Here is a 21,437-nt window from a genome sequence, read left to right as displayed (position 1 = left end):
GGAATTTCCATGCTACGCAAGACCCTCGTCGGCCTCACCCTCGGCCTGCTGGTCGCTACCCAGGCCCTGGCCACCACCCTGGTGGTGGGCGACCAGAGCTACAACACCCGTACCGTGATGGAAGCCGCCGGCGTCCTGAGCGACCTGCCGTATCAACTGGAATGGAAGCAATTCACCGCCGGCTCGCCGGTAGCCGAGGCGCTCAATGTCGGCAGCCTCGACCTGGGCCTGCTGGGCGATGCGCCGCCGCTGTTCCTCGGTGCCCTGGGCGCACCGATCAGGGTAGTGGGCATCAGCCGCCAGAGCCTGGAGGGGGTGGCAGTGCTGGTGCGCGGCGACTCCAGCATCCATAGCCTGGCGGATCTGCAGGGCAAGACGGTGGCCATCTGGAAGGGCTCCTGGAGCCAGCAGCTGGCGCTGGCCGCGCTGGACCGCGCCGGGGTGCCGCGCGAGCAGGTGAACTTCCGCTATCTCAACGCCCTGGACGCCTCCCATGCCCTGGAAGGCGGCTCGGTGGACGCCATCGCCACCTGGGAACCCTATGTCACCCAGGCCCAGCGCCACGGCGCCCGGGTGCTCACCACCGCCGAGGGCCTGATCCCCGCGCAGAGTTTCGTGGTGGCCAGTCAGGGTGCGCTGAACGATGTCGCCCGGCACCAGGCCATCGCCGATTTTCTTCGGCGGCTGCAGCAGGCCCGGACCTGGGCCAATGCCGATCCCGAACACACGGCGCGCTACGCCAGCGCCTGGGCCGAGCGTACCCGTGCCGACGCCGCCATCGCCCAGGCCTGGTTCGCCCGGGCGCGCACCGCTATCGGACCGGTGACTCCTGCGGCCATCGCCCAGGCGCAGCGCACCGTCGACTTCTTCGCCAGCGAGGGTCTGGTGAAGGGCTATGACGCCAGCCGGCTATTCTACGACGGCTTCGCCAAGAGCCTGGCAGAAGCGACGCAGACGGCGCAACGCTGAGCAGGGCGCAGCAGGGGAGGCCTTGCGTTATGCTTGGGGCGCATGTCCAGCAGCGGGAAGTCAGACGCCTCCTCATGAAGACCGACGATATCGAAGCCTTTGTCGCGGTGATCCGCAGCGGCTCCCTCAATGCCGCTGCCCTGTCCCTGGGGCTCACCCAGCCGGCCATCACCCGCCGCCTGCAGAGTCTCGAACAGGACCTCGGCGTCGACTTGCTCGACCGCCACACCAAGCCGCTCAAGCCGACCCGCCTGGGGCAGGAGGTCTATGGGCATTGCCGTGCCATCCTGCGCGAGATGGACGCCCTGCGCGAGCGGGTGGCGGGCGATGCGCCGCCCTCCGGGCTGCTGCGCCTGGGCGTGCCCCAGACCCTGGGCGATGCGCTGTTGCTGGAGGCCGTGAAAGACATCCGCACCCGCTACCCGGAGCTGCGCACCCAGGTGGCGACGGGTTGGGGCAGCGTGCTGGTCAACCGTATCGAGCAGGGTGAGCTGGACGGCGCCCTGGTGCTGTTTCCGGCCAACAAGGTGTTTCCCGATGGCGTCGAGGCCCGGCCACTGGGCGCCATGCCCTTGCAGGTAGTCGGTGCCCGTGACCAGGTACCGGGCAGGGCGCAGCGGCTGGCCGACATCCAGGGCCAGGGCTGGGTGCTCAATCCCGACGGCTGCGGTTTTCGCGCCAGTCTGCAACGCACCCTGGCCGAGCAGGGCCAGGCGCTGCGCATCAACCTGGAGACCTACGGCACCGAACTCCAGCTCGGTCTGGTCGCCGACGGCCAGGGCCTCGGCCTGGTCCCAGCGCCGCTGCTGGCCCGCAGCGCCCACCGCGACCGCCTGGCCGCGATCCCGCTGAAGGACTTCAAGCCGGAGATCCAGCTGTGGCTGATCCATCCCCGCTTTCTCGGGGCGTTGCAGGAAGTGGTCGAAGGCTTCGGGCGGGATGCACGCCAGCTGTTGGCTGTCTCCTGACAGCAGAACGCCCGGCAGCCAGGCTGCCGGGCGTTCGTTGTCGCCGGCTCAAGCCGCCGGCTTGGCCAGGAACTCCCGCAGCACGTAGTGCAGGATGCCGCCGGCCTTGAAGTAGCTCACCTCGTTGAGCGTGTCGATGCGGCAGAGCACTTCCACGCTTTCGCGGCTGCCGTCCTCGCGGGTGACTTCCAGGGTCAGCGGCATGCGCGGACGCAACTCGACGCCGTCGATGCCCAGCACGGCGATCTTCTCCTTGCCGGTCAGCCCCAGGGATTTGCGGTCCACGCCGTCCTTGAACTGCAGCGGCAGCACGCCCATGCCCACCAGGTTGGATCTGTGGATACGCTCGAAGCTCTCGGCGACCACGGCTTTCACGCCCAGCAGGTTGGTGCCCTTGGCCGCCCAGTCACGGGAGGAGCCGGTGCCGTATTCCTTGCCGGCGATGATCACCAGCGGAGTGTTTTCCAGCTCGTACTTCATGGCCGCGTCGTAGATCGACAGCTTTTCACCGGAGGGGACATGGAAGGTATTGCCGCCTTCCTCGCCACCGAGCATCTCGTTCTTGATGCGGATGTTGGCGAAGGTGCCTCTCATCATGACTTCGTGATTGCCGCGGCGGGAGCCATAGGAGTTGAAGTCGGCGTAGTCCACGCCATGCTCGGCCAGGTAGCGGCCGGCGGGGCTGTCCTTCTTGATGTTGCCGGCCGGGGAGATGTGGTCGGTGGTGACCGAATCGCCCAGCAGCGCCAGGATGCGGGCGTCGTGGATGTCGGCGATGCGCGGCGGATCGCCGGCGATGCCCTCGAAGAACGGCGGATTCTGGATGTAGGTGGAGTCGGCGTCCCAGACGTAGGTCTCGGCGTCCGGCACCTGGATGGCCTGCCACTTCTCGTCGCCGTCGAACACGGCGCCGTATTGCTTGTGGAACATGGCGGTGTCGAGCTTCTGCACGGCGTCGGCCACTTCCTGCTGGCTGGGCCAGACGTCCTTCAGATAGACCGGCTGACCATCGTTGCCGGTGCCCAGCGGCTCCTGGGTCAGGTCGACCTTCACGCTGCCGGCCAGGGCATAGGCCACCACCAGCGGCGGCGACGCCAGCCAGTTGGTCCGGACCAGGGGATGCACCCGGCCTTCGAAGTTGCGGTTGCCGGACAGCACCGAGGCTACGGTGAGGTCGGCGTCCTGGATGGCTTTCTCGATCGGATCGAGCAGCGGACCGGAGTTGCCGATGCAGGTGGTGCAGCCGTAGCCGACCAGGTCGAAGCCCAGGTCGTTGAGATAGGGCGTGAGGCCGGCGGCGTTGTAGTAGTCGGTCACCACCTTGGAGCCGGGGGCAAGGGACGACTTGACCCAGGGCTTGCGCATCAGGCCCTTCTCCGCGGCCTTCTTCGCCAGCAGACCGGCAGCCATCATGACACTGGGGTTGGAAGTGTTGGTGCAGGAGGTGATGGCGGCGATGACCACGGCGCCGTCTTCCAGCTGGAAGGTCTCGCCGTTCACCTGGACCTCGACGCTGCTGCCGACCTTGGCGGCCTCGGCCTTTTTCGGCGCCAGCGCGGTGAAGTCGCCAAAGGTCTTGGCCACCTCGCCGAGCAGCACGCGGTCCTGGGGCCGCTTGGGACCGGCCAGGCTGGACTGGACCTCGCCCATGTCCATTTCCAGCACATCGGTGAACACCGGCTCGTCGCCTGGATTGCGCCACAGGCCCTGGGCCTGGGTGTAGGCCTCCACCAGCTGCACGGTTTCCTCGGGGCGACCGGACAGGCGCAGGTAGTCCAGGGTGATCTGGTCGACTGGGAAGAAGCCGCAGGTGGCGCCGTATTCCGGGGCCATGTTGCCGATGGTGGCGCGGTCGGCCAGGGGCAGGGTGGCCAGGCCGTCGCCGAAGAATTCGACGAACTTGCCCACTACGCCCTTCTTGCGCAGCATCTGGGTCACCGTCAGCACCAGGTCGGTGGCGGTGATGCCCTCGCGCAGCTTGCCGGTCAGCTTGAAGCCCACCACCTCGGGGATCAGCATGGACACCGGCTGGCCGAGCATGGCCGCCTCGGCCTCGATGCCGCCCACGCCCCAGCCCAGCACGCCCAGGCCATTGATCATGGTGGTGTGGGAGTCGGTACCCACCAGGGTGTCGGGGAAGGCATAGGTGCGGCCGTCTTCGTCCTTGGTCCAGACGCTGCGGCCCAGGTATTCCAGGTTGACCTGGTGGCAGATGCCGGTGCCCGGTGGCACCACGCGGAAGTTGTCGAAGGCGTTCTGGCCCCAGCGCAGGAAGGCGTAGCGCTCGCCATTGCGCTCCATCTCGATCTCGACGTTCTCGTGATAGGCGTTCTCGCTGGCGTAGCGGTCCACCATCACCGAGTGGTCGATCACCAGGTCGACGGGGGAGAGCGGATTGATCCGCTGCGGATCGCCGCCGGCCTTGGCCACGGCTTCGCGCATGGCAGCCAGGTCGACCACCGCCGGTACCCCGGTGAAGTCCTGCATCAGTACACGGGCGGGGCGGTACTGGATCTCGCGGTCGGCGGAGCGGGTCTTGGTCCAGTCGGCCAGGGCCTGGAGGTCTTCGCCGGTGACGGTCTGGTTGTCTTCCCAGCGCAGCAGGTTCTCCAGCAGCACCTTGAGCGACTTGGGCAACTGGTCGAGATTGCCCAGGGTCTTGGCCGCATCGGGCAGGCTGTAGTAGTGATAGGTGCGCTCGCCGACCTGCAGGGTCTTGAGGCTGTTGAGGCTGTCCAGGGCTGGCATCAGGGGTCTCCTAATCGACGTTTCGACGGTTGCCCGCTGGCCGTTCGGGCCTCGAAAGGCAAAAGAGAGCCGAACCAGCGCTGGGCGGACTGATTTTTCTAGGTGTAGTACTGGACCGATAGGCGCCGCCGGCGTTCCCCAGTGGGCGCGCTGGGGTATAGTGCGCGCCCTGCGTGACCCCTTGAGGAAGCCCTGTCGTGAATACCCTGTTGCTGCTGTGCCGTACCGGATTCGAAGGCGAGGTCTGCGCCGAGCTCGGCGAACGGGCGGCGCTGCTCGGCGTGGCCGGCTACGCCAAGGGCAAGCCGGGTGCGGCCTATGCCGAATTCGTCTGCGGCGACGCGGCGGACGCGGCGCGGTTGATGCAGCAGCTCAGCTTCGCCGAGCTGATCTTTCCCCGCCAGTGGTCGCGCGGCGCCTTTCTCAGCCTGCCCGAACAGGATCGCATCGGTCCGCTGCTCGAGCTGCTGGCGGACTATCCCGTCTGCGGCAGCCTGGCCCTGGAGATGCCCGACACCAACGACGGCAAGGCGCTCTCCACCTTCTGCAAGAAGTTCGAACGCCCCCTGACCCTGGCGCTGCGCAAGGCCGGCCGCCTGGTGGACGATGCCCGGGCGCCGCGCCTGCAGCTGACCTTTCTCAGCGGCCGCGAGGTCTTCGTCGGCCTGGTCGAGCCGGACAACGCCGCGCTCTGGCCCATGGGCATCCCGCGGCTGAGATTCCCGCGCGAGGCCCCCAGTCGCTCGACCCTCAAGCTGGAAGAGGCCTGGCACCACTTCATCCCCCGTGCCGATTGGGAGACGCGGCTGTCGTCCGAGATGCGCGCCGTGGATCTGGGCGCCGCCCCGGGCGGCTGGACCTGGCAGCTGGTGGCCCGCGAGATGCTGGTGACGGCGGTGGACAACGGCCCCATGAACGAGGCGCTGATGGACAGCGGCCTCGTCGAGCACCTGCAGGTCGACGGCTACGCCTTCGTGCCCAAGCACCCGGTCGACTGGATGGTCTGCGACATCGTCGAGAAGCCCGCGCGCACCGCGGCCCTGATCGAACGCTGGATCGGCGAGGGTCATTGCCGTGAGGCGGTGGTCAATCTCAAGCTGCCGATGAAACAGCGCTATCGCGAAGTGGCCGGTATCCTCGAGCGGCTGCACGCGCATTTCGCCGCTCGCGGCCAGCGCGTCACCATCGGCTGCAAGCAGCTCTATCACGACCGCGAGGAAGTGACCTGTCATCTGCGCCGGCTGGATCGGAAACCCTAGGCCGCCGTCAGGCTCTGAATGCAGATCGCTGTAACCGTTCTATTCCTGGAGACCCCATGACCCTCGAAGCCGATGCCACCCTCGACGCCAGCGGGCTGAACTGCCCGGAGCCGGTGATGATGCTGCACAACAAGGTGCGCGACATCGCCCCCGGCGCCCTGCTCAAGGTCATCGCCACCGACCCCTCCACCCAGCGCGACATCCCCAAGTTCTGCGTCTTCCTCGGCCATGAACTGGTGGAAAAGAGCGAAGGGGAAGGGCGTTATCTGTACTGGATTCGCAAGAAGGTGGAGTGAGGCCAGGCACCGCTCCGCAGCCTGTCGAGCACCTGTAGGAGTGGCCGCATCGGCGGACCGCCATGGCCGCGATAAAGCGGGCTCATCTCGTCACTTCGAGCCAAGGCCTAACCTCCTATCGCGGCCATGGGCCGCTCCTACACAGGAAGTGAGCCGTAGGTTGGGTTGAGACGGCTCCCTCGTCGAAGCCCAAGAGGCCGGTGCCAAGCGAGTAGCGTGGAAAACCGCGCAGCGTTTTCCACTGTGGGCGCCTACGTTCAGACGACACCCAGGCCCCTGACGACCCCCACCAGATGCTCGCCCAGCCGGCGATGCTGGTCCGCCTCGAAATGCACGCCGTCCACCGGACTCACCTGGATGATCTCGCCCGCGTCGACGAAGGCCGCGCCCTGGGCCTCGGCCACCTGGCGATACCGTGCGGCCAACTCGCGGGACTTGGCCGCGCCGCCGGCGAAGATCTCGCCGAGAAAGCCCACTTCCTCGATGGGCACCGGCGCCATGACGATGAGCCTGGGCGTGGCACCGTCCGGTCCGGCGTTGCAGCGCCTGATCTCTTCCAGCAGCACCTGCAGGGCGCTGGCGATGTCCGCCGGTGTCACCGACAGCCGCGCCTTGAGGTCGTTGGTGCCCAGCATCAGCAGCAGGACATCCACCGGTAGCTGACTTTCCAGGCAGGGCCTGAGATAGCTGAGGCCATTCTTGTGATGGCCGTCGATGGGATCGTCGTGCACCGTGGTACGAGCGGGCAGGCCTTCCTCGATCACCCGCCAGTCGGCGCCCAGCCCGCGGGCCAGGACGCCGGGCCAGCGTTCGTCCCAGCCAAAGCGTTCGAGTACGCCGGGCTGGGTCAGGGGGCGGGTGCCGTGGGTGTTGGAGTCGCCATAGCAGAGCAGGGTACGCAAGGGCATGGGAAAGCCTCGTCGGGACAGGTCATCCCCACCCTAGAAGCTATTCCCGCCGATCGCGAGGGCCGGCGGTCGTGCCAGCGCAGCGGGGTCAGCCCTAGCTCGGCGCCTGGCCGCCCCGCGTCGCCTGATCCAGTGGCGAGCCGCCCACCTCGTAACGCACGTTCATGCGCGGCGACGCCAGTTCGATGCCGGCGTCGTCCAGGTAGCGCTTGAGCCTGAGGTTGAAGGCCCGCGACACCTCCCACTGCTTGATCGGCGCAGTCTTGAAGCGGAATCTCAGGATCGCCATGCCGGAATCGAAGCTTTCCACCCCCTGCAGCTCCAGCGGCGACCAGATGTCCCGGCCCATCAGCGGATCCTGGCGCAGCGAGCGGCCGACCTCCTGGACCATCTCGATGGCCTTGTCCACCGACAGCGCCTGGGGAATCGGCAGACGGAAGATGGCGTAGCCGAATTGCCGCGAGTAGTTCTGGATGCTCTTGATCTCGCTGAAGGGGATGGTGTGGACGATGCCGTCGATGTCCCTCAGCCGCACGGTCCGGATGGTCAGGCCCTCGACGGTGCCCAGGTGGTTGCCGACGTCGACGTAGTCGCCGATGGCCAGGGAGTCCTCGATGATGATGAACAGCCCGGTGATGAGGTCGGCTACCAGGCTCTGGGCGCCGAAGCCCACCGCCAGGCCGATGACGCCGGCACCGGCCAGCAGCGGGGTGACGTTCACGCCCATGTTGGCCAGGGCGACGATCAGGGCGATGACGAAGATGGTCAGGAACAGCACGTTGCGGATCAGCGGCAACATGGTCTGGGCGCGGGCGTTGTTCGGGCTGACGCGGTGCAGGTTGAGGCCGCGGTGGATGGCGGTGTCGGCCAGGATCCACACCAGCCACGCCAGCAGCAGGGTGCCACCCAGGCCGAAGAACTTGCTGGCGACCGCATGGCCGTCACCCTGGCTGAATCTCAGCAGCGAGAGATTCCAGGCGCGCAGGGCCAGCTCGATGCCCACCAGCCAGATGGCGATGCCCAGCACCAGCACGAAGAAGGCGCGCAGCCGTTCGGCATAGGCTTCCTGGATGCGGCCGTGCGGCCGCCGGCGCAGCAGTCGCGCCCGCACCAGGGCGTTGAGTCCCAGGGCGGCGCCCATGGTCACGGCGAACAGCAGCGCCCGGCGCAGGGCGTCGCTGGTATCGCCGGCGGAGACGAAGGTGGCGACCACCGAGACCGCCACCAGGATCAGCAGCGGCAGGTGCCAGAGCCGGGCGATCAGGTGGCGCACGCCCTGCAGACCGTGCAGCGCCTGGCGCTTGGCCAGCGGCTGGTTGCGGATCAAGTGGGCGATGGGGCGGCGGAATCTCAGGGCGAGCTGGGCGGTGAGCAACGCCGCGCAGATGTTGGCGCCGATGGCGATGACCGCGGCCAGGTGTGGCCCCAGGGTCTCGGCCAGGTGCGGATCGCTGGCGGCGCCGCCCAGGGCCGCCAGGCTGCCGATGATCCATAGCGGACGAAAGGCGCGGCGGCGCAGGATCAGCAGGGCGCGACTGCGATGGGCGCCGCTGGGCAGCGAGCAGATCACCACCACGGTAGCGGCGAACAGCGGGCCGGTGACGGCGGCATAGGCCAGGGCGACGGCCACCGTCTTGCCCAGCGAATCCGGCAGCCACAGCGACACCACCAGGGTCAGGATAAAGGCCAGCAGCCAGGGCGCCAGCTTGCGCAGAGCGAAGCGGACCAGGTCCAGGGTGCGCGGCCTGAGCGGCAACTCCTCGGACAGTCCGAATCTCACTCGCAGGCGATGGCTGATGGTCTTCAGGCCCAGGGCGCAACCGGCCCAGAAGGCCAGGGTGACGACAAAGCCGGAGAGCAGGTTGAGACGCTGCTCGGGCGCCGGCGCCAGGGCCGCCAGCTCGGCGCCGGCTTGGTCCAGCTGGTATTGCCAGCGTTCGCGCAGGTTGTCGCGCTGCAGCTGCTGCTCGACCACCGTCAGGGTGTCGGTGATCAGCCCGATCACGCCCTGGGAGGCGCTGGGCTCGGCCTTGTTCTGCGCTGCCTGCAGCTTCTTGAGATCCGCCAGCAGGCGATTGCGCTGCTGATCGCTCTCCAGGGTCTTGATGACCTGGTCCAGGGACTGGCCGAATTGCGGATCGACCTGGTCCTTCTGGGCGCCCGGCAGTCCGGGTAGGGCGGCCTGAACCGGGCCGATGAGCAGAAAGCAGAGACAGAGGAGTTGTAGCAGGCGAAAGATCATCGAAGCCGCACGCTCGCGAAAGAGGGAAACGCCCGTCCCGTTCGGCAGGACCGCCGGCCGGGGCGAGGGCGCCAGTGTAGCAAGGGCAGCGCGCTAGGCGCTGTGGATGCGTCGACGGGCGCTGCGGGCCAGCCGCACCGACAGCAGGATGGCCGCGCAGGTCAGGCCCAGCACCAGCCCCTGCCAGAGGCCGGCCGGACCCCGCGGGGCGCCGAACCAGTCGCTCAGGCCCAGCGCCCAGCCCACCGGCAGGCCCACGCCCCAATAGGCCAGCAGGGTGATGATCATGGTCGCGCGGGTGTCCTGGTAACCGCGCAAGGCGCCGGCGGCGGTCACCTGGATGGCATCGGAGAACTGGAAGATGCCGGCGAACACCAGCAGCGAGGCCGCCAGCTGGATCACCGCCAGGTCCTGGGAATAGAGCCCGGCGATCGCCGTGCGCGCGGTCAGCATCAAGGTGCAGGAAACGCAGGCGCAGAGCAGCCCGGCGGCCATGCCGACCCCGGCGGAAAAGCGCGCCTCGCGTGGTTCGCCGCGCCCCAGCGCCTGGCCGACCCGCACCGTCACCGCCATGCCCAGCGCCAGGGGCACCATGAACACCAGCCCGGAGAAGTTGAGCGCCACCTGGTGCCCGGCGACCACGGTCGGTCCCAGCTCGCCGATCAGCAGGGCCACCACGGAAAAGATGCTGGATTCGGCGAAAATCGCGATGCCGATGGGCACGCCGATGGCCAGCAGGGCGCGCAGCGTCGGCCCATGGGGCCGCTCGAAGCGGGCGAAAAGGGCGCAGGGGCGATAGCGCTCGGTGCGGATGATCGCCAGCATGGCCAGCAGCATCGCCCACATCACCGTACCGGAGGCGAAGCCGCAGCCGGCGCCGCCCAGCGCCGGCATGCCGAGGTGGCCGTAAATGAAGATCCAGTTCAGCGGCACGTTCAGCGCCAGGCCGGCGAGCCCTACCAGCATGGCTGGGCGGGTACGCCCGAGGCCGTCGCTGAAGCAGCGCAGCACATAGTAGAAGGCCGTGGCGGGAAGGCCCATGGCGATGCCCTTGAGATAGAGCAGGGTCGGCCCGATCAGCTGGGCGTCGACATGCATGGCCACCAGCAGCGGGCGGGCGTTGAGCAGCAGCAGGCTGGCGATGAGGCCGCAACCCAGGGCCAGCCACAGCGCCTGGCGTACCAGCGGACCGATCTCCTGGCTGCGACCACCGCCGTGGCGCTCGGCCACCTTGGGGGTGGTCGCCAGCAGGATGCCGGTCATCAGCAGGAACACTGGAATCCATACGGAGTTGCCCAGGGCGACGGCGGCGAGGTCGAGCGGGCCGACCCGGCCGGCCATGACGGCGTCGACGAAGCCCATGGCCGAATGGGAGAGCTGGGCGATGACGATGGGCGCGGCCAGGGAGAGCAGGGCGCCGAATTCATGTCTGATGCGGGGCAGGGAGGAGGTCACTTGATCGTTCGGTCAGCTTCGGGGCCGATAGTCTAGTCCTCATGGCCCGGGTGGCAACCCTCGCGGCGACCGTTGCCTGCCGCCGATGGCCTGCTAAAGTGCCGGTCCCCGCCCTTGCGAGTGCCCAGGCATGCACATTCTCGCCGACGAAAACATTCCGCTGCTGGACGCCTTCTTCGGGCCCCACGCCACCCTCGAACGCCTTCCCGGTCGCGCCTTCGATCGCGCCGCCGTGAGTCGCGCCGATGCGCTGCTGGTGCGCTCCATCACCCGTGTCGACGCCGCGCTGCTGGCCGGGTCCAGGGTCGGCTTCGTCGGCACCTGCACCATAGGCACCGATCACCTGGACCTGGGCTATCTCGACCAGGCCGGCATCCGTTGGAGCAATGCGCCCGGCTGCAATGCCCGCGGTGTGGTGGACTGGATGCTGGGCGCCCTGCTGGCACTGGCCGATGGTGCCGGCGCCGAGCTGGCCCAGCGCACCTATGGCATCGTCGGCGCCGGGCAGGTCGGTGGCCGCCTGGCCGAGGTGCTGCGCGGACTGGGCTGGACGGTGCTGGTCTGCGATCCTCCCCGCCAGGCCGCGGAGGGGAGTGACTTCCACAGCCTCGACGAATTGCTCGAGCGCTGCGATGTGCTCTGTCTGCATACCCCGCTGATCCGGGACGGCGAGCAGCGCACCCTACACCTGTTCGATGCCGCTCGCCTGGCCAGCCTGCGCCCGGGGACCTGGCTGCTCAACGCCTGCCGGGGCGAGGTGGTCGATAACGCCGCGCTGCGGACGCATCTGGCCAGCGGCGCCGAGCTCAGGGTGGCGCTGGATGTCTGGGAAGGCGAGCCGGGCATCGATCCTGAACTGGCCCGCCTGTGCCAGTTGGTGACGCCCCATATCGCCGGGCACAGCCTGGAAGGCAAGTGGCGCGGCACGGCGCAGATCTACGAGGCCTTCTGCGCCTGGAGCGGGGAGACACCGCGGCTGAATCTGGGCGATCTGTTGCCGCCCCAGCAGCTGGAGCGCCTGGTGTTCAGCGGGGATACGCCCGAGGCGACTGTCTTCAGGCGGGTCTGCCGCGCGGTCTATGATCCGCGCGACGACGATGCGGCGCTACGCGCGACCCTCGGCTTGCCGGCCCTGGCGCGTGCCCAGGCGTTCGACGCCCTGCGCAAGGGCTATCCCATGCGTCGGGAGATTCCGGGGCTGGTGCTCGAAGGGGCGGGCGTGGCTCGGCTGGCGAGGGCCCTGGGCTGCAGCTGGCGACATGGCGACGGCTCCGAAAGCGGCGGTGTCGTTTAGGACCGAGGCGCGGCGCAAGCGTTCAGGTGGGGTAGCGGCCTCCCGCCAGCCGGCCGGGACGGCCGAATGACGGGAGCGCAAGGCGCGGGAGCCGCATGGCTCCCCCGGACTCAGTGGTATTCGCAGAGGTAGGCGGTGTCTTCCGCGACCTTGAGCTGGAACTTGGCATTGGCCGGCACGGTGAACTGGCTGCCCGCGGCGAAGGTTTCCCAGGTCTCGCTGCCCGGCAGCTTGACGGTCAGGGCGCCGGCCACCACGTGCATGACTTCCAGCTGGCTGGTGCCGAATTCGTATTCACCGGGGGCCATGACGCCCAGGGTGGCGGGCTTGGACTTGAGGCTGAAGGCGATGGATTTGACGGTGCCGTCGAAGTATTCGTTGACCTTGAACATCGGATTTCCTTGTGCGAAAGCGGTTGGGACCGTCGGCGAGTATGCCCAAGGCCGAGGCCCACTGTCACCGCTCCAGACGAGGCTAGCGCGCGAAGGCCGGCAGGCTGGCGGGCAACAGCTTGGCGGTGTTGCGGGCGTCGGTCTCGGCCCGGTGCAGCACCCCGGTAAAGGCCAGTCCCGCCGATTCCAGGGCGGCGGTGAGTCCCAGCGGACGCGCCAGGCCGCGGGCCTTGGCGAAGGCCTGCTTGAGATTGCGATGTGGCACCCGGGCCAGGTGGGTGTGCAAATCGTGCTCGCGCCAGGCGCGCTCCAGCAGGCGGCGGTCGAAGTCGCCCCAGCTGCACCAGCCGGCGAGGGTGGTCTCATAGGCGCCCAGCCAGGCCTCGAACGCCGGCCAGGTGCCTTCAAGCGGCTCGGCGCCATCGACGTCGGCCTGGCTGATATGGGTGAGGTCGCGGCAGAAGGGCGTCAGCAGCGGCAGCCGCCGGGGCTGGACGAAGCTCTGATAGCGACCGAGCTCCTGGCCTTCGGCGTCCACCATCACCGCACCGATCTCGATGATCTCCATCAACTCCAGGGGCCAGCCGCCTTCGTCGGTGGTCGCTTCCAGGTCCAGCACCAGCCAATGCTTCATCGTCACGCCCTCGGGGAGCCGCCTCGATCGTCGCAGATAAGACGGTGGAAAGGCCGCGGGGTTGCGTGGCGAGGTGCGAATGAATGTTACATTCATGACTCGATAGCGACATCTGGTCACGATTCGCTTGTGAGGCCCCAGCCTTGCTCTTAAGCTTGAAGCCTCCTTATCTGCGAGTTTCACCCATGGAGTGCCGTCCAGGTTGTGGCGCCTGCTGCATCGCGCCGTCGATCTCCTCACCGCTGCCACGCATGCCCCAGGGCAAGCCCTCCGGCGTGCGCTGCGCCCACCTGGACAGCACCAACCGCTGCGACCTGTTCGGCTCGCCGCTGCGTCCGGCGGTGTGCGGCGGCTTCCAGGCCGAGCTGGCGTTCTGCGGCACCAGTAGCGCCGAAGCCATGGCCATCCTGCTGCGCCTCGAAGGTGAAACCGCCGCCTGATCCGGTTTTGAATTGCGCTCTCCGACAACCACAACAACAAGGGACGTCCCATGCACAAGCCGCTTCGCTCCATCCTCGCCCTGACCCTGCTCGCAGCCACCGGCCTGGCCCAGGCCGAGGACTGGCAACTCGCCAAGCAGGAAGACGGCATCCAGGTCTACACCCGCGCGGTCGCCGGCTCCAAGTACAAGGCCTACCGCGGCGTGGTCCAGATCAAGGCCGATCCGGCCACCATCGCCAAGCTGCAGGACGACCCCGTGGGTTCCTGCAAGTGGATCTTCCGCTGCCAGTCGCTGCAGGTGCTCAAGCGCCAGGACAACCAGGCCTGGACCTACATGCGCATCGACATGCCCTGGCCGGTGACCGCCCGTGACGTGGTGCTGCACATCACCGAGCAGAAGATCCCCGATGGCGGCTTTACCCGCACCCTCGAAGGCCAGCCGGACTATCGGCCTGCCGCCGACGGCTATGTGCGGGTCGCCAGCTTCCAGGGTCAGTGGCGCGTGGTACCGAAGAACGGCGGCTCGGAAGTGACCTACGAGGCCCAGAGCGAGCCGGGTGGCAGCGTGCCGTCCTGGCTGGCCAACAGCTTCGTGGTGGATGCCCCGCTCAACACCCTGAAGGGCCTGCGCCAGGCCGCGCAGCGCTGATCGACCGCCTAGGGCAACGGTCTGGCCACCGGCGCCAGGCCTGTTCAATACCACCCCTAGACTGTCGAAGCGGACAGGGTTCACCTCTGTACTCCGACAGCCGTAATCAACGCACAGGGGTTGCCGGATGGCTGCGTCTCTTGCGACGCCAGCCATCCACCAGCCGGAAGGCCAGCAGCGCGGCGCCGATGGTGGCGTAGATCGCCCACTCTTCCAGGTCCGAACGCACGATCCAGAGGTAGTGCAGCAGCCCCAGGCCCAGCACCAGGTAGGCCAGCCGATGCAGCTCCTTCCAGCGCTTGCCCAGGCGGCGCATGGCCGGGCGATTGGAGGTGACGGCCAGGGCCAGCAGGATCAGCAGGGCCGCGGCCCCGACGATGATGTAGGGCCGGCGCTGCAATTCCACGCCCAGCTGCGACAGGTCGAAGCCCAGCACGAAGGCCAGGTAGCCGAGGAAGTGCAGCAGGGCATAGGTGAAGGTCCACAACCCGAGCTGGCGGCGGATCACCGGCCAGAGCTTCCAGCGGGTGAGGCGCGACAGCGGGGTCAGACTCAGGGTCAGCAACAGCAGCACCAGGGCGCCGGTGCCCAGCTTGTCCACCAGTGCCTTGCCCGGGTCCGGGCCGAGGGCGAAGATCCAGGCCTGGTACAGCCACCACAGCGGCGGGCAGAGCGCGGCGACGAACACCGCCAACCGCCAGAGCAGTATACCCATCAATAGTTTCTCCGCAGATCCATGCCGCTGTAGAGCGAAGCCACTTCCTCGCCATAGCCGTTGAACATCAGCGTCGGTCGCACGTTGGGGCTGAACAGGCCGCTGGGCAGGCGCCGTTCGCGGGCCTGGCTCCAGCGCGGGTGATCCACTTCCGGATTGACGTTGGCATAGAAGCCGTACTCGTTGGGCGCCATGCCCTGCCAGGTGGTGCGCGGCTGCTCTTCCACCAGGCTGATGCGGACGATGGACTTGATGCCCTTGAAGCCATACTTCCAGGGCACGATCAGGCGCAGCGGCGCGCCATTCTGGTTGGGCAGCACCCGCCCGTACATGCCCACCGTCATCAGCGTCAGCGGATGCATGGCCTCATCCAGGCGCAGGCCTTCCACATAGGGCCAGTCCAGCAGGGCGAAGCTGGAATTCATGCCGGGCATGTGCTGCGGATCCTTGAGCGTCTCGAACCTCACGTAGCGCGCCTTGCCGGTGGGCTCGACGCGCTTGAGCAGGCTGGCCAGCGGAAAGCCCAGCCAGGGGATGACCATGGACCAGGCCTCGACGCACCTCATGCGGTAGATGCGCTCTTCCAGTGTGTCCGGGGCGAAGAGGTCTTCCAGGCCGTAGGTGCCGGGCTTGCCCACCTCGCCATCGACCACCACGCTCCAGGGCTGGGTCGGCAACTGCGCGGCATGCGCGGCGGGATCGCTCTTGTCCGGGCCGAATTCATAGAAGTTGTTGTAGTGGGTGGCGTCCTTGAAGGGGGTGATGTCCTCGCCCTTGACCGTGGCCGCCTGCCAGCGGGTATCCGGCAGCTTGCGCTCGAACCAGTCCGGGCCCTTGGCGGCTTCGACGTCGCCGTAGCTGGAGGCGGCGGCCAGCGCCCAGCCGGGCAGGGCGGCGCCGGCGAGCAGGGCACCGCTGGCACCGAGCAGTTGGCGCCGGGACAGGTAGACGGCTTCGGGGGTGATCTCCGACCCACGACAGGCAGAGCGTGGAACGATCTTGATCGGCATGACGGACCTCGACGGGGGCGCGCAGGAGCGCGGCTGGCTAACAGCGTGAGACATCCCGGTCGTGAAAAGCTTCCCGGGCCAACGATAGCCTGCCGTCCCGGTCCGGCGGAAGGCCGTTGCGCGCCTGTCAGTCGGCCGTTCAGGTCGCTGCCAGGCAGGCGCGGGACCCCGTGCCATACTGCGGCGACCTCTCGCCCTCAGGAGTCCCCGATGAAGAAGCTGATCAATAGCCCCACCACGGTGGTTCGCGAACTGCTCGAAGGTCTCGTCAGCCTGGATCCCGGCCTGGCCCTGCTGGCCGAGGAACAGGTCATCCTGCGCCAGCCCCTGGCCGCAGCGGGCGAGCGCCCGGTGGCGGTGATTTCCGGCGGCGGCAGCGGCCACGAACCGGCCCATGCCGGCTATGTCGGCGAGGGCATGCTGACCGCGGCGGTGGCGGGAGACGTCTTCACCTCACCGAGCGTGGATGCCGTGCTGGCCGCGATCCGGGCCGCGGGCGGTCCTGCCGGCGCCCTGCTGGTGGTCAAGAACTACACCGGCGACCGCCTCAACTTCGGCCTGGCCGCCGAACTGGCGCGCAGCGAAGGCATTCCGGTCGAGACGGTATTGGTGGCGGACGACGCGGCCCTGCGCCACACCGTGGCGCCGGAAAGGCGCCGTGGCATCGCGGGCACCGTGCTGATCCACAAGCTGGCGGGCGCGGCGGCCGCCGCCGGACGACCCCTGGACGAGGTGGCCGCCCTGGCCCGCGCCGCGAGCGCCGAGTTGCGCAGCATGGGCGTGGCCCTGGGCGCCTGTACCGTGCCGGCGGTGGGGCATCCGGGTTTCCAGCTGGCGGACGACGAGGTGGAATGGGGCCTCGGCATCCATGGCGAGCAGGGCGTCGAGCGCGGCCCCCGGCTGGGCGCCGACGCCACCGTGGCGCGGCTGCTGGATACCCTCGTCGAAGACGGCGGCTATCCAAAGGGCACGCGCCTGGCGCTGCTGGTCAATGGCCTGGGCGCGACGCCGCCGCTGGAACTCGCCCTGGTGGCGCGGGCGGCATTGAGTCAGCTGCGCCAGCGGGGACTGGTAGTGGAACGCGCCTGGACCGGCACCTTCCTCAGCGCCCTGGACATGCCCGGCTGTTCGCTGTCGCTGCTGCCAGTGGATGAGGCATGCCTGGCGCTGCTCGATGCGCCGACCCAGGCGCGAGCCTGGCCGGGTAACGGCCGGGTCCCGGCGGCGCCCACCCTGTTGCCCGCACCCGCGGCGGCAGCCGAAACGATCCCTCGTACCCCCGGTCCCCTGGCCGCGCGGCTGCAGGCGGCGGCAGATGCCGTCATCGCCAGCCTGCTGGCCAACGAAGCCCGCCTCACCGATCTGGACAGTCGCGCCGGCGATGGCGACCTGGGTACCAGCCTGGCCCGGGGCGCCGAAGCCATGCGCGCCTTGCCGGCCAGTGCCTGGTACACCCCGGCCAGCGCCCTGGCCGCCACCGGTCAGGCGCTGCGCCGAGCGATCGGCGGCAGCTCCGGCCCCTTCTATGCGTGCGCCCTGGTTCGCGCCGCCCAGGTGCTGGATGGGGTGGAGCGTCCGACCCTTGCGCAGTGGGCCGAGGCGTTCGAAGGGGGCGTCCAGGCCCTGGCCGAACTGGGTGGCGCCCAGCCGGGCCAGCGCACCATGCTCGATGCCTTGCGCCCGGCCGCGGATGCCCTGCTGGCCGGTGCCCAGGCGGGCGCCAGCCCGACGCAGGCCTTTGCCGCTGCCCTCGCCGCTGCCCGTGAGGGCGCCGAGGCCACCGCCGAGATGCTGCCGGCCCAGGGCCGTGCCAGCTACCTGGGCGAGCGCGCCCGCGGCATTCCCGATGGCGGCGCCGTCGCGGTGGTCTGCTGGCTGGAGGCGCTGGAACCCGTAATGGCCCGCTAGGCCGAGCCAGGGCCCTGACTAGTCCTGCGGCGTCCGGGCCAGCCATGGCGGCAACCCAGGGAGAGCAGGGCGCCGAGAAAGGCCAGGGCCATGTCCTTTTGCGCATCCCAGGGATCGCCCTGGGCGCCGACGAAGGCCTCCCCGGCGTCTTCCGCGAGCAGGTCGGCGCCCAGCCACTCCATCAGTTCGTAGCCGGCCGAGGAGGCCAGCACGAATTCCAGGGCCACATAGGCGCTCCGCCAGCCGCGCAGGCCGCTCAGGCCCTGGACCACCTCGCGAACGGGGCGCGCCAGCAGCAGGCCGTAGGCGAAATGCACCAGCCGGTCGTAGTGATTGCGCTGCAGGCCCAGCGCCTCGTCCAGGCGAAAGCCGGTCAGTGCCTGCCAGGCCTCTTCGTAGGGCACCTGGGAATAGGTGTAGTGAGCGCCAATCTGGTGCAGCACCAGAAAGCCGTAGAGTTGCAGACTGGCGCTGGCCGACAGCTGGAAGCGCCGCTGCACGAGGGCGACGCCCGCCAGCGCAGCGATCACCAGCAGCTGCTCGATCATCCAGGTGAGACGGTCGCTGGGTGCCCAGCCGAGCGTCAGGGTCAGTAGCGCCAGCATCAGCAGCAGGGCGAGTTGCAGACGAGAGCAGCGGGTGGTGTTCAAACACGAGCGCCTTGTGCGGAAAGCGGAGCATCGCGACGGCGATCCCAGCAGCATGGACCGGCATTCGAGCGCTGCCGTTCCAGCGCAGCGATCCCGTGTCGGCGCGGCTTCGCTGGCAAAAACCGCAAGCGCAACGGCGGCACCGGCGCCGCTTGCCGGCGGTCCCACGAGCAGGTCTTTCCGCTACCCTGGAGCCTCTCCGATGTCCATCCTGCCCAAGCTCCCGGCCTTCGATTCGAGCCTGGCACTGCTACGCGAGGGCTATGCCTTCATCAGCAATCGCTGTGAACGTCTGGAAAGCGATGTCTTCGCCACGCGCCTGCTGCTGCAGCCCACCCTCTGCCTGCGCGGCCCGGCGGCGGTCGAACTGTTCTATCGCGAAGAGCGCTTCAGCCGGGTGGATGCTGCGCCTCGTCAGCTGCGCAAGACGCTCTTCGGCGAAGGCGGCGTCCAGGGCCTGGACGGGGCGGCCCATCGCCAGCGCAAGGCACTCTTCGTCGACATCACCCGATCGACGCGGGTGGAGGTCTTGATGACCCGGGTGGAACAGGAGTGGCGCGCCAGCCTGGCCAGCTGGCAGAGCCGCGGCGAGATCGTCCTGCTGGACGAATTGCATCGCCTCTATACCCGCGCGGTCTGCGACTGGGCGGGTGTCGCCCTGGACAGGGAGGAGGAAGGGCAGCGCTGTGCCGAGCTGGTCGCCCTGATCGAGGGCGGTGGCCGCGTGGGTCTGGGCAACCTGGGCGCCCGTCGCGCTCGACAGCGGCTGGAGCTCTGGCTCGGTCGCCAGGTCGAGCAGGCCCGCCAGCGGCCGGCGCCTGCCGGCAGCGCCCTGGCGCTTATCGCCCAGCACCGGGAAGCGGATGGCCAGCCGTTGTCGCCGCGGGTGGCCGCGGTGGAACTGCTCAATGTCTTGCGGCCGACGGTGGCCGTGGCACGCTTTTCCACCTTCGCCGCCCTGGCGCTGTACAAGCAGCCGGCCTGGCGCGAACGGCTGCGGGCCGATCCCGCCGCCCGGGTACCCTTTGCCCAGGAGGTACGACGCTTCTACGCCTTCTTTCCCTTCACCGTAGCGCGGGTACGGGAGAGCTTCGAGTGGCACGGCGTCGCCTTCCCCCGCGGCACGCGGGTCTTGCTCGATCTCTATGGCACCAACCGCGATCCGCGCAGCTGGTCACGTCCCGAGGTGTTCGATCCCACGCGTTTTCTCGCAGAACAGCCTCCGGAGGCCGCCTTCGTACCCCAGGGCGGCGGTGAGGTGGCCCACCAGCACCGCTGTCCGGGCGAGGGCATCGCCCTGGAACTCATGACCTCCGCCCTGCGCCTGCTGCTGCAGGACATGACCTATCAGGTACCGACCCAGGACCTGCGCATCGACCTGGCCCGGATGCCGATGCGCCCGGCCAGCGGCCTGATCCTGAGCGAGGTTCAGGCGGTGCAGCGGACGCGCAGTTCGGTCAGCTAGGCGGCCCGCGCCGCCACCTGGGAGCGCGCCGTGAGCAGACTCACCACCACGAAGCTGACCAGGCTCAGGCCGAGGCTGAAATAGATCGGCGTATTCGCCTCCAGGCCGTCCTTGAGCATGAAGACGATGGCCGCGCCGGAACCCAGCAGCATGCTGGCCAGGGCACCCGCCGTGGTGGCGCGCGGCCAGAGGATGGCCCCCAGCAGCGGCACCAGGATGCCACCTACCAGCAGGTTGTACGCCAAGGTCAGGGCGCCGATGACGTCATTGACCAGCAGCGCGATGGCGAGCACGACGAGTCCGGTGAGCAGGGTGAAAAACCGCGCCATGCCCAGGGTCGAGGCCCGGCCGCCGCGCAGTCGCGGCAGCAGGTCTTCGGTCAGGGTGGTGGACGCGGCCAGCAGACCGGCACTGGCGGTGGACATCATGGCGGCCAGGGCAGCGGCGATCACCAGGCCGCGGATGCCGTCCGGCAGGGCGCTGCGGACGATGGCGGCGAAGGCGTTGTTGGCGTCGGCGAGATCCGGCAGCAGCACCCGGGCGCACATGCCGATCAGCGCGCCCACCAGGCCGTAGATCACGCAATAGACGCCGGCCAGGCTGCCCGCCACGCGCGCCACGCCTTCGCTGCGCGCGGTGAAGACCCGCTGCCAGATGTCCTGGCCGATGAGGATGCCGAAGAAGTAGATCAGGAAGTAGGTGAAGATGGTGTCGTAGCCGAGGGTGGTCAGGGCGAAGGCGCTGGCCGGCAGCTTGGCCACCAGGGCATCCCAGCCACCGACCCGGGTCAGGCAGATCGGCAGCAGCACGAACATCAGGCCCGCGGTCTTGATGACGAACTGGACGATGTCGGTCAGCGTCAAGGACCACATGCCGCCGATGCTGGAATAGATCACCACCACGCTGCCACCGAGCAGGATGGCGCTCCAGAAGGGCAGCTCGAACAGCACCTGGATCACCGTGCCCATGGCCAGCACCGAGACCACGCTCAGCATCAGCGCATAGACGAACATGATGGCGGCGCTGGCCTGCCGGGCCAGGGGCGTATAGCGCCGTTCCAGCACTTGGGTCACGGTGTAGATGCGCAACTTCAGCAGGGGTTTGGCGAGAAACAGATTGAGCACCAGGATGCCACCACCCAGCATGGCGCACAGCCAGAAGCCGGACAGCCCGTGGACGTAGCCCAGGCGCACCGTGCCCACGGTGGCGGCGCCACCCAGCACCGTGGCGGCCATGGTGCCCAGGTAGCAGGCCGGGCCGAGGTTGCGACCGGCGACGAGGAATTCTTCCTGATTACGGGCGCGGCGCATGCCGTACCAGCCGAGCAGGAGCATGGCCAGGGCGTAGGCCAGAACGACGGAAATATCCAGGAGCATGACGGAGTCTCTTGCAGGACTAGATAGGGCCGGGCGCACCGACCCCGTGACAGGATTC

General features: G+C 68.5%; 19 protein-coding genes. 9 read left to right on the top strand and 10 right to left on the bottom strand.

What is annotated here, in order from left to right:
• Positions 1 to 3 precede the first annotated feature (3 nt).
• Both PSEK12I1_RS0107690 and PSEK12I1_RS0107685 read left to right on the top strand, forming a co-directional pair.
• Positions 4 to 969 (top strand): ABC transporter substrate-binding protein, encoded by a 966-nt coding sequence (locus tag PSEK12I1_RS0107690; RefSeq protein ID WP_371099717.1) that lies wholly within the window; start codon positions 4 to 6, stop codon positions 967 to 969.
• A 74-nt stretch (positions 970 to 1,043) separates the two neighbouring features.
• Entirely contained in the window at positions 1,044 to 1,937 is an 894-nt protein-coding gene (locus PSEK12I1_RS0107685; RefSeq protein WP_027601172.1) for a LysR family transcriptional regulator, read from the top strand.
• A gap of 48 nt (positions 1,938 to 1,985) precedes the next feature.
• Here the strand turns inward: PSEK12I1_RS0107685 and acnA are convergent, their stop codons facing one another.
• Positions 1,986 to 4,685 (bottom strand): aconitate hydratase AcnA, encoded by a 2,700-nt coding sequence (acnA, locus tag PSEK12I1_RS0107680; protein ID WP_027601171.1) that lies wholly within the window; start codon positions 4,683 to 4,685, stop codon positions 1,986 to 1,988.
• 197 nt (positions 4,686 to 4,882) lie between these two features.
• Here acnA and rlmM point away from each other — a divergent pair, with 197 nt between their 5' ends.
• On the top strand, positions 4,883 to 5,944 hold the full coding sequence (gene rlmM, locus PSEK12I1_RS0107675; RefSeq protein WP_027597770.1) for a 23S rRNA (cytidine(2498)-2'-O)-methyltransferase RlmM: 1,062 nt from the start codon (positions 4,883 to 4,885) through the stop codon (positions 5,942 to 5,944).
• Between the two features lie 56 nt (positions 5,945 to 6,000).
• A complete protein-coding gene (gene tusA / locus PSEK12I1_RS0107670; protein WP_027597771.1) occupies positions 6,001 to 6,240 on the top strand; it encodes a sulfurtransferase TusA in 240 nt (79 codons plus the stop codon).
• 257 nt (positions 6,241 to 6,497) lie between these two features.
• On the opposite strand, the gene PSEK12I1_RS0107665 is transcribed toward tusA, so the two are convergent.
• From PSEK12I1_RS0107665 to PSEK12I1_RS0107655, 3 genes are all read right to left on the bottom strand, one after another.
• On the bottom strand, positions 6,498 to 7,148 hold the full coding sequence (locus PSEK12I1_RS0107665; protein ID WP_027601170.1) for an SGNH/GDSL hydrolase family protein: 651 nt from the start codon (positions 7,146 to 7,148) through the stop codon (positions 6,498 to 6,500).
• A gap of 94 nt (positions 7,149 to 7,242) precedes the next feature.
• Positions 7,243 to 9,390: a mechanosensitive ion channel family protein gene (locus tag PSEK12I1_RS0107660; protein WP_027601169.1), complete on the bottom strand. Its 2,148-nt coding sequence runs from the start codon at positions 9,388 to 9,390 to the stop codon at positions 7,243 to 7,245.
• Positions 9,391 to 9,483: 93 nt separating this feature from the next.
• Positions 9,484 to 10,845 carry an MATE family efflux transporter gene (locus PSEK12I1_RS0107655; RefSeq protein WP_027601168.1) on the bottom strand — a complete coding sequence of 454 codons (1,362 nt, stop codon included), beginning with the start codon at positions 10,843 to 10,845 and terminating at the stop codon, positions 9,484 to 9,486.
• Positions 10,846 to 10,975: 130 nt separating this feature from the next.
• On the opposite strand from PSEK12I1_RS0107655, the gene pdxB reads away from it, so the two are divergent.
• Positions 10,976 to 12,139 carry a 4-phosphoerythronate dehydrogenase PdxB gene (gene pdxB, locus PSEK12I1_RS0107650; protein WP_027601167.1) on the top strand — a complete coding sequence of 388 codons (1,164 nt, stop codon included), beginning with the start codon at positions 10,976 to 10,978 and terminating at the stop codon, positions 12,137 to 12,139.
• 110 nt (positions 12,140 to 12,249) lie between these two features.
• On the opposite strand, the gene PSEK12I1_RS0107645 is transcribed toward pdxB, so the two are convergent.
• Positions 12,250 to 12,531, bottom strand: a complete 282-nt coding sequence (locus PSEK12I1_RS0107645) for a pyrimidine/purine nucleoside phosphorylase (RefSeq protein WP_027597776.1) — start codon at positions 12,529 to 12,531, stop codon at positions 12,250 to 12,252.
• Between the two features lie 82 nt (positions 12,532 to 12,613).
• Positions 12,614 to 13,165 carry an exonuclease domain-containing protein gene (locus PSEK12I1_RS0107640; protein WP_027601166.1) on the bottom strand — a complete coding sequence of 184 codons (552 nt, stop codon included), beginning with the start codon at positions 13,163 to 13,165 and terminating at the stop codon, positions 12,614 to 12,616.
• A 185-nt stretch (positions 13,166 to 13,350) separates the two neighbouring features.
• On the opposite strand from PSEK12I1_RS0107640, the gene PSEK12I1_RS0107635 reads away from it, so the two are divergent.
• On the top strand, positions 13,351 to 13,605 hold the full coding sequence (locus PSEK12I1_RS0107635; RefSeq protein ID WP_027597778.1) for a YkgJ family cysteine cluster protein: 255 nt from the start codon (positions 13,351 to 13,353) through the stop codon (positions 13,603 to 13,605).
• 50 nt (positions 13,606 to 13,655) lie between these two features.
• Positions 13,656 to 14,255 carry an START domain-containing protein gene (locus PSEK12I1_RS0107630; protein WP_027601165.1) on the top strand — a complete coding sequence of 200 codons (600 nt, stop codon included), beginning with the start codon at positions 13,656 to 13,658 and terminating at the stop codon, positions 14,253 to 14,255.
• A gap of 106 nt (positions 14,256 to 14,361) precedes the next feature.
• Here the strand turns inward: PSEK12I1_RS0107630 and msrQ are convergent, their stop codons facing one another.
• Entirely contained in the window at positions 14,362 to 14,970 is a 609-nt protein-coding gene (msrQ, locus tag PSEK12I1_RS0107625; protein WP_027601164.1) for a protein-methionine-sulfoxide reductase heme-binding subunit MsrQ, read from the bottom strand.
• On the bottom strand, positions 14,970 to 15,980 hold the full coding sequence (gene msrP, locus PSEK12I1_RS0107620) for a protein-methionine-sulfoxide reductase catalytic subunit MsrP (RefSeq protein ID WP_027601163.1): 1,011 nt from the start codon (positions 15,978 to 15,980) through the stop codon (positions 14,970 to 14,972). The genes msrQ and msrP overlap by 1 nt, the downstream gene beginning before the upstream one ends.
• A gap of 210 nt (positions 15,981 to 16,190) precedes the next feature.
• On the opposite strand from msrP, the gene PSEK12I1_RS0107615 reads away from it, so the two are divergent.
• Positions 16,191 to 17,888 carry a dihydroxyacetone kinase family protein gene (locus PSEK12I1_RS0107615; protein ID WP_027601162.1) on the top strand — a complete coding sequence of 566 codons (1,698 nt, stop codon included), beginning with the start codon at positions 16,191 to 16,193 and terminating at the stop codon, positions 17,886 to 17,888.
• On the opposite strand, the gene PSEK12I1_RS0107610 is transcribed toward PSEK12I1_RS0107615, so the two are convergent.
• Entirely contained in the window at positions 17,885 to 18,538 is a 654-nt protein-coding gene (locus tag PSEK12I1_RS0107610) for a DUF2238 domain-containing protein (RefSeq protein ID WP_027601161.1), read from the bottom strand. The genes PSEK12I1_RS0107615 and PSEK12I1_RS0107610 overlap by 4 nt on opposite strands.
• 202 nt (positions 18,539 to 18,740) lie before the next feature.
• Between PSEK12I1_RS0107610 and PSEK12I1_RS0107605 the strand changes: the two genes are divergently transcribed.
• Positions 18,741 to 20,003, top strand: a complete 1,263-nt coding sequence (locus PSEK12I1_RS0107605; protein WP_027601160.1) for a cytochrome P450 — start codon at positions 18,741 to 18,743, stop codon at positions 20,001 to 20,003.
• Here PSEK12I1_RS0107605 and PSEK12I1_RS0107600 read toward each other — a convergent pair.
• Positions 20,000 to 21,379: a sodium:solute symporter gene (locus tag PSEK12I1_RS0107600; protein WP_027601159.1), complete on the bottom strand. Its 1,380-nt coding sequence runs from the start codon at positions 21,377 to 21,379 to the stop codon at positions 20,000 to 20,002. The two genes, PSEK12I1_RS0107605 and PSEK12I1_RS0107600, sit on opposite strands and share 4 nt — an antisense overlap.
• Positions 21,380 to 21,437 lie beyond the last annotated feature (58 nt).

The organism is Pseudomonas sp. MOIL14HWK12:I1 (genome assembly GCF_000510705.1).
Lineage (GTDB): Bacteria > Pseudomonadota > Gammaproteobacteria > Pseudomonadales > Pseudomonadaceae > Chryseomonas > Chryseomonas oryzihabitans.
Note: the sequence above shows the minus strand (reverse complement) of the source record. Positions and strands in the feature narration are given on the sequence as shown.